Below are 11941 nucleotides of genomic sequence, written 5' to 3'. Positions count from 1 at the left end.
GGTGCTCGCGGTCAGCCCGCACCTCGACGACGCCGCCTTCTCCGTCGGCGGCACCCTCGCGGCCCTCGCCGCGGAGGGCCACGACGTCACCGTGGTCACCTGCTTCACGGCGAGCGTGCCCGAGCCCGAGGGCTTCGCGCTGGCCTGCCAGCTGGACAAGGGGCTCCCGGCCGACGTCGACTACCTGGCCCTGCGGCGCGACGAGGACGCCGCGGCCATGTCGCTGCTGGGCGCCACGCCGGTCTACCTGGGCCTGCCCGAGGCGCCGCACCGCGGGTACACCAGCGCCCCCGACCTGTTCGCCGGCGTGCACGACGGGGACGACGTGTGGCGGTCGCTCACCGCGGCGCTGGAGGGGCACGAGGCCGACCTCTGGCTGGCCCCGCAGGCGCTCGGCGGGCACGTCGACCACCGGCAGGTGCTGCGGGCGGTGGCGGGGCTGGACCGTCCGGTGCTGTGGTGGCGCGACAGCCCCTACGTGCTGCGCGACCGGGCCGCCGTCCCCGGCCCGGAGCTGCCGGACGGGCTGGCCGAGGTCCGCCTCCCCCAGGACCTCGACCGGCGCGCCGACGCCTGCGCCTGCTACCCCACCCAGCTGGGCTTCCAGTTCGGTGGCGTCGAGGAGATGCGCACGGCGCTGGCCGGCCTGCCCGAGGTGCTGCTGGCCGGGGAGCGGGCGCGGGCGGTGCTGCCGGCCCTGGGTGGTCCGGGCACCTCGGGCACGGAGGCGTAGCGGTGCACGCGGACCGTCGGGTCCGTGCTCACCACGGCAGCGGCCGGCCGTCGCGGGAGAAGCCGCCGGTGGGGCCGTCGTCGGGCAGGTCGACCGCCCACAGCACGCCGGCCGCCCCATCGGCCACCGGGCGCCCGCCGGCGCCGCCCATATCGATGGCCACCCACCCGGGGCAGACCGAGTTGACCAGGACGCCGCGCGCTGGACCGGTCGGGGAGCTGCCGGGACTGACAGGCTGCCGCGCATGCAGCAGGCCTTCGGCATGGCGGTCCCCGAGACGGTGGACGAGATGTGCCGTCCGACGACGTCGGCGGTGCTCGTGTACGACGCGCAGGTGGGCATCCTCGCCCACGTGCAGGACCGGGACCGGCTCGTCGAGCGGATCTCGGCCGTCCTGCAGGCAGCGCGGGAGGCAGCGGTCCCCGTGCTCTACGTCCGGCACGTGTCGCTCCCGCCGACCCACATGGGCGTGACGGCGCTGCGCACCGCCATGGCGTGGCAGCGGGTGCAGGACGCGGCTGCGGTGACCGCGGCCTTCCCGCCGGACGCGCCGCACACCCAGGTCGTCGGCGAACTGGCACCGGTGGACGGCGAACCGGTGTTCGACAAACTCGGCATGTCGGCGTTCGTCGGCACCCCGGTCGAGCAGGTCCTGCGCGACCGCGGCGTCACCACCCTCGTGCTGGTCGGCGCCGTCCTCGAGATCGGCGTCGAGCCGACCGCCCGGCACGCCGCCGACCTCGGCCTCCTGCCCGTGGTGGTCGACGACGCCTGCGGAGTCGTGGACACCCAGGCGGCCGAGCGATCACTGGCCGGCCTCGACTACAGCCTGCTCTCCCACCGCTGCAGCAGCCGGGAGGTCGTGGCGGCCTTCGGCTCGGCGGCCCTGCCATCGGAGGCCGCGCCGACCTAGCCTCACCGGGTGGCCGACGACGACCTGCAGCGGCTGGTGCAGCGCCGCCTCTTCGAGCTCGGCGGGGACGCCGTGGCGGCGGCCCGCCGATCCTGCTGGGCCGTAACCGCGCAGACCATCGAGCGCATCGCCGGTGGGCAGCACCGCCGGCCGGTGACCGAGCGGCTGGCCGAGGCCCTCGCCCGGGCTCTCGACGTGCCGGCGAACCGGGTCCGCCGGGTAGCCGGGCTGCCGCTCGTGGACGACGCCCGGGAGGACATCCACACCGGCCCGCACCTCCGCATCGTCCGCGACGACGGCCGGCTCCCCTGACCCGCGCCCCCTCGCGGCGGCGGCCGTCGGGATCAGGGGCGCGGCAGCAGCAGGCAGACCGCGGTCGCGTAGCGGTCGAGGTCGACGTCGCCGAGCAGGGCGTGCTGCAGGACGAAGCCGACCAGCGTCGAGAACAGCACCTGCCCCAGCGCCTCGGCATCCACGTCGGCGGCCAGGTGCCCGGCGTCGCGCCACGTCGCCACCCGGTCGGTCAGCCGGCCGCGGACCGTGCCGTACGTCTGCTCCGCGATGGCCCGCACGGCGGGGTCGCGCAGCCCCTCGGCCCACGCGGTGACGGCGACCCGCGTGTAGTCCACCTCGCCGCCGACCGCGAGCGGGTAGATCCGCCGCAGCACCTCCGCGACGGCCTCCGCCGGCGTCCGGCCCGGCTCCGGGGACCGGTCGGTGTCGACGACGACGGCGTCGAGCACCCCGGTCAGCGCCTCGAGGATGGGCTCCACCGCGCCGGCGACCAGCTCGGCCTTGCTCGGGAAGTAGCTGTAGACCGCGCCCGCGGACAGCCCGGACTCGCGCACCACGTCCCGCACCGACGTGGCGTGGAACCCCTCGCGGGCGAAACAGCGCAGCGCGGCACGCACGATCTCCTGCCGGCGGTTCTCCAGGTGGTCGGCGGTCACGCGGGGCACGCCACCACATTAGAGAACGGTCGTCCGTCTTGACGGGCGGGGTGGGGCGGAGCACCCTCCTCATTGGCGAACGGTCGTCCGATTTGCAGACCTTCTCGACCCGAGGAGCAGCCATGAGCACCCTCACCCCCAACCGGACGGCGACGTCCGACTCCCCTGCTCTCCCGCCCGGGGACACCCCCTGGCGCACCGTCCTCGGGCTGGCGCTCGCGCTCACCGCGGCCCTGGCCCTGCTGCTGTCCGCCTTCGCGTGGCCGGCCACCCAGACCCGGCCCCGCGACCTCCCCGTCGCGGTGGTCGGCCCCCCGCCGGTCGTCGAGCAGGCGCGGGCGGCCCTCGACCGGGCCCAGCCGGGCGCGTTCGACGTGACCGCGGCCGCCGACGTCGAGCAGGCGCGGGACCTCGTCCGCAGCCGCGAGGTCTCCGGGGCGCTCGTCCTCGGTCCCGGCGGGCCGAGCGTCGTCGTCGCCACCCAGGCCGGACCCGCGGTCGCGCAGCTGCTCACCCAGGTGGGGCAGGCGGCCACCGGCGCCGCCGTGCCGGTCGAGGACGTCGCGCCCGCGCCGGCCGGCGACCCGCGCGGCGCGGGACTGGCCGCCGGCGCACTGCCGCTGACGGTCATCGGCGCGGTCGCCGGCGCGGTCCTGGCGCTGCGGGTCCGCGGACCGGGTCGCCGCGCGGTGGGCGCCGTCGTCCTGGCCCTCCTGGCCGGCCCGACCGCCGTCGGGGTCCTGCACGGGTGGCTCGGCGCGCTGAGCGGGGACTGGCTGGCCGAGTCGGCCGTCGTCTCCCTCGGGGTCGCCGCCATCGCACTGGGCGTGCTGGGCGTCGCCGCCGTCGCGGGTCGGCCTGGGCTGGTCCTCGCCGAGCTGACCGTCATCGCCCTGGGCAACCCGCTGTCGGCCGCCGCCGGCGCCCCGGCACTGCTACCCGGCGGCTGGAGCGAGCTGGGCCAGGCACTGCCCCCGGGAGCGGTCGTGGCCGCGCTGCGCGCGGTCTCCGGCTTCGGCGGCACCGGCGCCGGCGGACCGCTGGCCGTCCTGGCGCTCTGGGCGACCGGCGGCCTGGTCCTGCTCGCCGTCGCCGCGCTCCGGACCCGCCGGCACGCTCCGTACGCCGCGGCCGCCGCGTAGCCGCCCACCGGCAGCCGTGTCCGGAAACCGCCAGTCCCCCGGCCCGCGCGCTGTCATGCTCGTCGTGTGACACCGCCGCTGGACGCCGAACGCTGCTACCGCGCGGTCGCCAGCCGGGACGCCCGGTTCGACGGCTGGTTCTTCACCGCCGTCGCCACGACCGGCATCTACTGCCGCCCCTCCTGCCCGGCCCGCACGCCGTTGCCGCACAACGTCTCCTTCTTCTCCACCGCGGCCGCCGCCCAGGGCGCCGGCTACCGGGCCTGCCGCCGCTGCCGCCCCGACGCCGTCCCCGGGTCGCCGGAGTGGGACAACCGCGCCGACGTCGTCGCCCGCGCCGTCCGGCTCATCGGCGACGGCGAGGTGGAGCGCTCCGGCGTCCCAGGCCTGGCCGCGCGGCTGGGCTACTCCGAGCGCCAGCTGCACCGGCTGCTCGTCGGCGAGCTCGGCGTCGGCCCGCTCGCGCTGGCCCGGGCGCAGCGGGCCCAGACCGCCCGGCTGCTCGTCGAGACCACCGACCTCCCGATGGCCGACGTTGCCTTCGCCGCGGGGTTCGCCAGCATCCGGCAGTTCAACGACACCGTCCGCGAGGTCTTCGCCGCCACCCCGACCGAGCTGCGGCGGACCGCGCCGGCCGGACCGCCCGGCACCCCCGGCCGGCTGACGCTGCGGCTTGCCGCGCGCGCACCGTACGAGGCCGCCGAGGTGCTGCTGTTCCTGGGCGTGCACGCCGTCCCTGGCCTGGAGGAGTGGGACGGGACGACGTTCTCCCGCGTGCTCGACCTGCCGCACGGGCCCGGGGTCGTCCACCTCTCCCCTGCCCCGGACGGCGGCCCCGCGGTGACCGCGCGGCTCGAGCTCACCGCGCTGCGCGACCTGGGGACGGCGGTGGCGCGCTGCCGCCGCACGCTGGACCTCGACGCCGACCCGGACGCCGTCGACGGCGTCCTCGGCGCCGACCCCGCGCTGGCCGGGCTGGTCGCTGCCGCGCCCGGCCGCCGGGTGCCCGCCTCCCCCGACGCCGACGAGCTGGCCGTGCGGGCCGTCCTCGGCCAGCAGGTCTCGCTCGCCGGCGCCCGCACGCTCACCGCCCGGGTGCTCCGGGCCGCAGGGACGCCGCTGGCCGAGCCGGTCGGCACGCTGACCCACGCCTTCCCGCGCCCGGCCGCGCTCGCCGACGCCGACCTCATCGACGTCGGCCTGACCGGCGCCCGCCGGCGGACGGTGCACGCGCTCGCCGCGGCACTGGCGTCCGGGGCGGTGCCGCTCGACCCGGGTGCCGACCGCGAGGAGGCCGGCCGGGCGCTGCGCGCCGTCCCCGGCATCGGCCCGTGGACCGCCGCGCTGGTCGCGCTGCGCGGGCTCGGCGACCCCGACGTGTGGCTGCCCGGCGACCTCGCGTTGCGCCGCTCCCTGGCGGCCCTCGGCAGTTCCGACGCCGACGCCGCGACCCGCTGGCGGCCGTGGCGGTCCTACGCCGTGATGCACCTGTGGGCACTCGCCGTGCCGGCGCTGTCCACGCGCCCCGTCCCCCTGACCCGACCACTCCCCCTCGATCGGAGCGCCTGATGACCACGCTTCCCGCCCGCTCCGCCACCGTGGACACCCCACCGGGACCCTTCACCGTGGTCGTGGCCGCCGACGGCGCCGTCCTCGCCAGCGGCTGGACCGCCGACGTCGCCGACCTGCTGCCCGTCGTGCACCGCGCGCTGCGGCCGGCCTGGGTCGAGCCCGTCGAGCACCTGCCGGTGCTCGACGCGGTGGCCACCTTCGTCGCCGGGGACGTGACCGCCATCGACGACGTCCCGGTGCGGCAGCGCTCCGGCCCCTTCCTCGAGGACGCGTGGGAGGTGCTGCGCACCGTCCCCGCCGGGGAGCCGGACAGCTACGCCGCCTTCGCCGCGCGCTGCGGGCGCCCCGCGGCCGTCCGGGCGGCGGCCAACGCCTGCGCCCGCAACGCCGCGGCGCTGTTCGTCCCCTGCCACCGGGTGCTCGGCTCCGACGGTGGGCTCGGCGGCTTCCGCTGGGGCACGCCGGTCAAGCGGTGGCTGCTCGACCACGAGGCGGCGCACGCCCCCGTCCCCGCCTGACGGAGGACCCCCTTGCCCCCCGGCGAGGGGGCCGTTCCAGCGCCTCACCGGGCTCGGCGCTGGTGACCGGAAGGCCGTGTGCCTCCCGGGAAGTGTCGGTCGCTTGCTGCACCCTCTGGATCGTGGACGCCGCCTCCCTGCTCACCGGTCTGCTCGTCGGGGCGCTCCTGGCCACCGCGGTCACCCTGGGCGTCGTCGCGCTGGTCTCCCGGCGCCGCCCGGCCGACGACGGCCTGGAGCCGGTGCACGAGTCGCTCGACCACCTGCACCGGCTGCTGGCCGGCATCGAGCGGGACCGCGCCACCGCGCACGGCGAGCTGCGGGAGCAGATGGGCACCGTCGGGCATACCTCGCTGCTGCTCCGGCAGGAGACCGCCGCGCTGGTGACCGCGCTGCGCACCCCGCACGTGCGCGGGCGGTGGGGCGAGGTGCAGCTGCGCCGGGTGGTCGAGGTCGCCGGCCTGCTCGAGCACTGCGACTTCGTCGAGCAGCCCTCCAGCACCAACGACGCCGGGGCGGGCGTCCGGCCCGACCTGGTGGTCACCCTCGCCGACGGCCGACAGGTCGTGGTCGACGCCAAGGTGCCCTTCACCGGCTACATCGAGGCGGTGCAGGCCGAGGACGTCGCGGTGCGCGCCGAGCGGATCGTCGCGCACGCCCGCCAGCTGCGCGCCCACGTCGACGCCCTCGCCGCCCGGCGCTACCCCACGGCGTTCCGCCCGGCCGCGCCGTTCACCGTCCTGTTCGTGCCCTCCGACGGCTTCCTCACCACCGCGCTGGAGGCCGAGCCCGGGCTGCTGGAGTACGGCTTCGGCCGCGACGTCGTGCTGGCCACCCCGAGCACGCTGCTGGCGCTGCTGCGCACCGTCGCCTACTCGTGGCGGCAGGAACGACTGGCCCGCGACGCCGACCAGGTGCTCGAGGTCGGCCGCCGGTTGCACGCCCGCCTGGCCACCCTGTCCGGCCACCTCATCCGGCTGGGTTCGGCGCTGTCGTCGACGCTGACCCGGTACAACGAGACGGTCGGCTCCTACGAGGGCTCGGTGCTCGTGGCCGCCCGCCGTTTCGACGACCTCGGGGTCGCCGAGTCACCGGTCCCCACGCCGCCGCCGGTCGAGGCCACGGTCCGCACGCTGCGGCCCACCGAGCTGCCGCTGCCCGGGGAGCTGCCCCGGCCGGCGGGCCTCCCGCCGCGGGACGACGACTCGCGGACGGCGGAGCGCGACGGCACGACCGGCTGAGGCCGCCGGCGCGACCGGGGGCGTCCACGTCGTCGCGCGCGTACCGCTCCGTCACACGAGTCCCGCGACCCGCACCTCCTGTGCGCCCAGCGCTGCGGTTTTGGCACTTGTGCACAGCGCGCCTCGCTGCCGTCCTCCCTCCCTCCGGCCTGCGCCGTCGTTACCGTGGCTCGCGACAGGGACCCCCGCCAGGAGGTCCGCCACGAGGGGACGGGAGGTCCGCCATGGCCTCGGTGAGCACCGCCGACACCTGGCGCGAGTCCACGGGCCGCGCCGGCCGGCGCGTCGCCGCCCGTCCCGAGGGCGCGGACTACGTCTCGCGCATCGGCCGTCCGCCGGTCCCGCCGCCGCCCCCGCGGATGCGGTCGACCGACCTGCCGCCCCTCCCCGAGGACATGGCGCGCGCCGGGCGCCGCCGGGACGAGCGCCCACCGGTGCCCCCGCGCCCGTCCGCCGACCGGACGGCGCGCCCCGCGCGGGACGCCGGCCGCCGACCCGTCTCCCCCGAGGCCGACCGGCCGCGGGTCCGCGAGGAGCGCTCGCGCGAGGACCGCTCCCGCGACCTGCCCACCCCCGACGACGACCGCCGCGACCCCCGCCCGCCCGAGGCCCGGCCCGCCGGGCGCCGTCCCGGCGGTCGCGGCGCCACGGCCTCGACCCTCGAGCGGGGCAGCCGGCTGCGCGGCGCGGTCGCCGTCGTCGCCGTCTTCCTCGTCACGCTGGCCGGTGCGGCCCTCGAGTCGTGGATCGACACCGGCCTCGGCCTGGTCACGTTCGGAACGCTGACCGCGGCCAGCGCCGTGGCGACCCTGCTGGTCCGCCGCAGCGACCTGCTCACCCCGGTGATCGCCCCGCCGCTGGTCTACGTCGCCGTGGCCGCGCTGAACACCGCGCTCGCGCCGTCGGCCTCGCTGAACCTCGCCTCGGTGGCCACGCTGCTCATCCGCGGCTTCCCGGCGATGGCGGTCGCCACCGCGGCGGCCGGGGTCGTGGCGCTGATCCGATGGGCCGCGCGCCGCTGAGGGAGGCCCCCTCCAGGGGCCGACGTCCAGACCGAACGCAGAAGGCCCCCTCCCGGGAACCGGGAGGGGGCCTTCTCGTCGTTGGCGGGGGTCCCCGTTCAGCGAGCGGGGCGGGCGGCTCCGTCGCGCTTGGCACGCAGCTCGTGCGGCAGCGCGAACACCAGGCGCTCCTCGGCGGCCTTCACCGTCTCGACGTCGGGGTAGCCGCGCTCGGCCAGCCAGTCGAGCACCTCGCCCACCAGCACCTCGGGCACCGAGGCGCCGCTGGTGACGCCCACGGTGCCGACGCCGTCGAGCCAAGCCGGGTCGATCTCGGAGGCGAAGTCGACCAGGTGCGCGGCCCGCGCGCCGGCCTCCAGCGCCACCTCGACCAGCCGGACGGAGTTCGACGAGTTGGTCGAGCCGACGACGACCACCAGGTCGCACTCGCTCGCCATCTGCTTGACCGCCTGCTGCCGGTTCTGCGTGGCGTAGCAGATGTCGTCGCTGGGCGGCGACTGCAGGCCGGGGAAGCGGGTCCTGAGCTGGTCGACCGTCGCCAGCGTCTCGTCGACCGACAGCGTGGTCTGCGACAGCCAGACGACCTTCTCCGGGTCGCGCACCTGGACGTCGGCCACGTCGTCGGCGCCGTCCACGAGCTGGATGTGCTCGGGCGCCTCCCCGGAGGTCCCCTCGACCTCCTCGTGCCCGCGGTGGCCGATCAGCAGGATGTCGTAGTCGTCGCGGGCGAAGCGCTTGGCCTCCTGGTGCACCTTGGTCACCAGCGGGCAGGTGGCGTCGATGGTCCGCAGCTGCCGGGCGGCGGCCTCGGCATGCACCGCGGGCGAGACGCCGTGCGCGCTGAAGACGACGACCGAGCCCTCGGGTACCTCGTCGGTCTCGTCGACGAAGACCGCCCCGCGCCGCTCGAGCGTCGCCACCACGTGCTTGTTGTGGACGATCTGCTTGCGGACGTAGACCGGGGCGCCGTGGAGCTCCAAGGCGCGCTCGACGGCGACCACCGCCCGGTCCACGCCGGCGCAGTAGCCCCGGGGGTCGGCCAGCAGGACACGTCCGCGCTGATCAGCCATGCCCCCCATGGTAGGAGAAGGACCTCCTTGCCCCCCGCTACTCGCAAGCTCGCGGCGGGACCCTGCAAGGAGGCCGCCCTGCCCAAGGCACACGCCAAACGCCAGCTCACACCGGGTCCCTGCAGGGAGGCCACCCTCGGGGGTGTCGGCAGGCTCACACCGCCCACCTGCCGGAGCCGCCGCCGGGCACGAGACGCCTACCACCATCGGTGTGCTGCGCGCCGGAGTGGGGTGTCGGGCGCGGCGATTCGGGGCAGGGTGGGGCCATGTCGCGTGAGATCCCACAGCTCGTCCGGGCGCTGGTCGGGCTGGCCGCAACCGTCATCGACGACACCCTCCAGCTGCCTCGGGCGCTGCCGAGCCTCCCCGTGCGGGTGATCGGGCTGGCCATGCAGGCCACGATGAAGGTGCAGCAGCACTACTCGGGTCTGGTCGCCCGCGGGGACGAGGTCTTCACCGGCCTGCGCGGCGACGCCGAGCCCGGCATGGCGACCTTCGACGAGGACCTGCCGGAGCCGACCCCCGGGCGCACGTCCGCCTTCGACCGCGCCCCCGGGTTCGACCAGGCGACGTCGTTCGACCGCGCCGCGGCGCCGGCCGAGGACGACGAGGTGGCCGAGGAGGTCGCCGCGATGATCGACGACGAGGTCTCCGGGTTGCCCGCCGACCCGGCGCCCGAGGAGGTCGTCGAGGCGCTCGCCGACATCTCCGACGAGGTGGCCGCCGCGGGCCTCGACCTCGACCGCGCCGAGTCCGGCCTCACCACGGAGGACGCGCTGGAGACCGCGCTGCTGGAGGCCGACGGTGCCCCCGACAGCGCGCTGGTCGACGGGGGTACGGGCGACGCCGGCACCGTCGACAGCGACGAGATCGCCGAGAGCCCGACGACGCCGCCGGCGTCCCTGCTGGAGGCCGAGGCGACCGAGTTCGACGTCCACCCCTCGGGGACGGCCGAGGCGCCGGCGCCCAGCGACCCGGGCGGGTCGCCCGTCGGCGAGGAGCACGGCGCGCCCGACGTCACCTCCGAGGTCGACGTCCTCACGCCCGACGGCGGGGTCGCCACCGTCGAGGGCACGGTGACCGACGAGGGCGTCGCCGCGCCCGAGACACCGGCCGAGGAGGCCCCCGCCGCGACCGCCGAGGAGACCCCCGGCGCCCCGGCCCGGGCCGACCGGCAGGACACCGGGGTCGACGAGGCGGCCGGCAGCGGGGTCAGCGACGCCGACACCCGCCCCGCCACCGACGGGACCCCGGCCGGCGACGACCACGACGCGACCGGCCGCGGCGACGAGGTCGTCACCGCGGCGGGCGCGCAGGTCGACGACGACCTCGGCGCCGGCGAGGACACGAGCGCACCGGCCGCCACCGGCGAGGCGGGCGCCACCGAGGAGGTGGGCGCCACCGACGAGGTGGTCGCCACCGAGGACGGGGCCGCCACCGGCGAGGTGGTCGCCACCGACGAGGGCGGCACCGAGGTGGCGGCGGCGACCGGCGTCCGCACCGACGTCGACGAGTCGGCCACCGCCGACGAGGCCGCCGACACGACGGGGGCCGCGGCCGCCGGCGCCGCCCCGGTCGAGGGCTACGACAGCCTCACGATCGCCCAGCTCCGCGGCCGGCTGCGCGGCTACCAGCTCTCCACCGTGGCCGACCTGGTCGCCTACGAGGAGGCCACCCGGGGCCGCGAGCCCTACCTGCGGATGCTACGCAACCGGCTGGAGAAGCTGGAGCGCCAGGCGGTCGAGGAGAGCCCGCTGGCCCCTCGCGGCGCCTGAGGCGGGTTATGTGGGTTGCCCACGTCAACTGATCGCTTGACATGGGGGCGCCTCTGCGGAACGTGGCGGTTGTCGAAGACCCCTCGCCCGCAGAGGCGCCCATCATGCTGCCCACCGAGGACCTGTTCGTCCACGTCTACGTGCTCGTCGACGACGCCATCACCGCCGGGGAGGTCACCATCCCGGCGCGGCCGGGTCCGGCCCCGGCCTGCAGCGACGCCGAACTGCTGACCATCGCGCTGGTCCGTCATCTGCTGGGCCGGCGCAGCGAGGCCGGGTTCGTGGCCGAGGTGGCCCGGAACTGGGCGCAGCTGTTTCCCCGGCTGCCGCACCAGTCCGAGGCCAACCGGCGGATCCGCTGGCTGTGGGCGGCCTTTGAGCAGCTGCGGGCCGCGCTCGCGGCTCGGTGCCCGGTCGATCACTGCGCCCAGGTCGACACCACCGCGCTGCCGGTCAAGCACCCCTCCCGGGTGCGCGGCCCCGATGGCTGGGTCGGCCCAAACGAGTTGGTCGCCCGCTTCGGCCGCGACGGGGCGCACGGCGAGTGGTTCTACGGCTTCCGGCTGGCGGTCACCACCGACCTGGGATCCCGGCTGGTGCGCGCCTGGAGCATCGTGCCGGCCGCGGTCAACGAGCGGGAGGTGGCGGTCGATCTGCTCGAGACCGGGCCGGCACCGCGCGACGTCCTGCTGGATAAGGGCTTCGCCGGGCGGGCGTTCGCCGCGGCCTGCGCCGCCCGCGGCACCGCCGTGCTGATCCCGCCCACCAAGACCCAGCGCGCCGGCATGCCCAGCGCCCTGCGCAAGGTGATCGCCTGTTGGCGCAACTACATCGAGGTCACCTTCGGTGAGCTCACCGACCGGATGGAGCTGGCCCGCCACGGCGCGCATACCTTCTGGGGCTTGCTGACCCGCACCGCCGCCACCATTGCCGCCCACACCCTGCTACGCGTTCACCACGCCGATCTCGGGGCTGCATAGGTCAACCCACATAACGCGCCTGAGG

13 protein-coding genes are annotated in these 11941 nt (G+C 76.7%); 10 read left to right on the top strand and 3 right to left on the bottom strand.

Annotated features, from left to right (window positions below; genetic code table 11):
* Nucleotide 1: 1 nt before the first annotated feature.
* Nucleotides 2–733 (top strand): PIG-L deacetylase family protein, encoded by a 732-nt coding sequence (locus BLW63_RS17140; protein ID WP_244522639.1) that lies wholly within the window; start codon nt 2–4, stop codon nt 731–733.
* Between the two features lie 28 nt (nt 734–761).
* Here BLW63_RS17140 and BLW63_RS28605 read toward each other — a convergent pair whose 3' ends face one another.
* Nucleotides 762–896, bottom strand: a complete 135-nt coding sequence (locus BLW63_RS28605) for a hypothetical protein (RefSeq protein ID WP_280140536.1) — start codon at nt 894–896, stop codon at nt 762–764.
* A gap of 81 nt (nt 897–977) precedes the next feature.
* Here BLW63_RS28605 and BLW63_RS17130 point away from each other — a divergent pair, with 81 nt between their 5' ends.
* The gene (locus tag BLW63_RS17130; protein WP_091158881.1) at nt 978–1646 is read left to right on the top strand and encodes a cysteine hydrolase family protein; all 669 of its coding nucleotides are present in this window, start codon (nt 978–980) and stop codon (nt 1644–1646) included.
* Between the two features lie 9 nt (nt 1647–1655).
* On the top strand, nt 1656–1958 hold the full coding sequence (locus BLW63_RS17125; RefSeq protein ID WP_091158878.1) for a hypothetical protein: 303 nt from the start codon (nt 1656–1658) through the stop codon (nt 1956–1958).
* Nucleotides 1959–1990: 32 nt separating this feature from the next.
* On the opposite strand, the gene BLW63_RS17120 is transcribed toward BLW63_RS17125, so the two are convergent.
* Nucleotides 1991–2605 carry a TetR/AcrR family transcriptional regulator gene (locus BLW63_RS17120; protein ID WP_091158875.1) on the bottom strand — a complete coding sequence of 205 codons (615 nt, stop codon included), beginning with the start codon at nt 2603–2605 and terminating at the stop codon, nt 1991–1993.
* Nucleotides 2606–2718: 113 nt separating this feature from the next.
* Here BLW63_RS17120 and BLW63_RS17115 point away from each other — a divergent pair, with 113 nt between their 5' ends.
* From BLW63_RS17115 to BLW63_RS17095, 5 genes are all read left to right on the top strand, one after another.
* Complete coding sequence (locus tag BLW63_RS17115; protein ID WP_091158872.1) at nt 2719–3738, top strand: hypothetical protein; 1020 nt, start codon at nt 2719–2721, stop codon at nt 3736–3738.
* Between the two features lie 66 nt (nt 3739–3804).
* The gene (locus BLW63_RS17110; protein ID WP_091158870.1) at nt 3805–5307 is read left to right on the top strand and encodes an AlkA N-terminal domain-containing protein; all 1503 of its coding nucleotides are present in this window, start codon (nt 3805–3807) and stop codon (nt 5305–5307) included.
* On the top strand, nt 5307–5828 hold the full coding sequence (locus tag BLW63_RS17105; protein ID WP_091158867.1) for a methylated-DNA--[protein]-cysteine S-methyltransferase: 522 nt from the start codon (nt 5307–5309) through the stop codon (nt 5826–5828). Before BLW63_RS17110 ends, BLW63_RS17105 begins: the two co-directional genes overlap by 1 nt.
* A gap of 122 nt (nt 5829–5950) precedes the next feature.
* On the top strand, nt 5951–7069 hold the full coding sequence (locus BLW63_RS17100; protein ID WP_091158864.1) for a DNA recombination protein RmuC: 1119 nt from the start codon (nt 5951–5953) through the stop codon (nt 7067–7069).
* Between the two features lie 224 nt (nt 7070–7293).
* The gene (locus BLW63_RS17095) at nt 7294–8091 is read left to right on the top strand and encodes a DUF6542 domain-containing protein (protein WP_091158861.1); all 798 of its coding nucleotides are present in this window, start codon (nt 7294–7296) and stop codon (nt 8089–8091) included.
* 98 nt (nt 8092–8189) lie between these two features.
* Here BLW63_RS17095 and BLW63_RS17090 read toward each other — a convergent pair whose 3' ends face one another.
* Nucleotides 8190–9161, bottom strand: a complete 972-nt coding sequence (locus tag BLW63_RS17090; RefSeq protein WP_091158859.1) for a 4-hydroxy-3-methylbut-2-enyl diphosphate reductase — start codon at nt 9159–9161, stop codon at nt 8190–8192.
* Between the two features lie 266 nt (nt 9162–9427).
* On the opposite strand from BLW63_RS17090, the gene BLW63_RS26920 reads away from it, so the two are divergent.
* The gene (locus BLW63_RS26920; RefSeq protein WP_170856822.1) at nt 9428–10936 is read left to right on the top strand and encodes a hypothetical protein; all 1509 of its coding nucleotides are present in this window, start codon (nt 9428–9430) and stop codon (nt 10934–10936) included.
* Nucleotides 10937–11040: 104 nt separating this feature from the next.
* The gene (locus tag BLW63_RS17080) at nt 11041–11916 is read left to right on the top strand and encodes an IS982 family transposase (RefSeq protein ID WP_139263503.1); all 876 of its coding nucleotides are present in this window, start codon (nt 11041–11043) and stop codon (nt 11914–11916) included.
* Nucleotides 11917–11941 lie beyond the last annotated feature (25 nt).

The sequence above is a fragment of the Geodermatophilus africanus genome (assembly GCF_900107105.1).
Taxonomy (GTDB): Bacteria; Actinomycetota; Actinomycetes; order Mycobacteriales; family Geodermatophilaceae; genus Geodermatophilus; species Geodermatophilus africanus.
Note: the sequence above shows the minus strand (reverse complement) of the source record. Positions and strands in the feature narration are given on the sequence as shown.

What these genes read in the sequence shown, in the direction of transcription:
- BLW63_RS17130 (WP_091158881.1), top strand. Translation starts at nt 978, where the DNA reads ATGCAGCAGGCCTTCGGCATGGCGGTCCCCGAGACGGTGGACGAGATG.
- BLW63_RS17115 (WP_091158872.1), top strand. Translation starts at nt 2,719, where the DNA reads ATGAGCACCCTCACCCCCAACCGGACGGCGACGTCCGACTCCCCTGCT.
- BLW63_RS17105 (WP_091158867.1), top strand. Translation starts at nt 5,307, where the DNA reads ATGACCACGCTTCCCGCCCGCTCCGCCACCGTGGACACCCCACCGGGA.
- BLW63_RS17095 (WP_091158861.1), top strand. Translation starts at nt 7,294, where the DNA reads ATGGCCTCGGTGAGCACCGCCGACACCTGGCGCGAGTCCACGGGCCGC.
- BLW63_RS17090 (WP_091158859.1), bottom strand. Translation starts at nt 9,161, where the DNA reads ATGGCTGATCAGCGCGGACGTGTCCTGCTGGCCGACCCCCGGGGCTAC.
- BLW63_RS26920 (WP_170856822.1), top strand. Translation starts at nt 9,428, where the DNA reads ATGTCGCGTGAGATCCCACAGCTCGTCCGGGCGCTGGTCGGGCTGGCC.
- BLW63_RS17080 (WP_139263503.1), top strand. Translation starts at nt 11,041, where the DNA reads ATGCTGCCCACCGAGGACCTGTTCGTCCACGTCTACGTGCTCGTCGAC.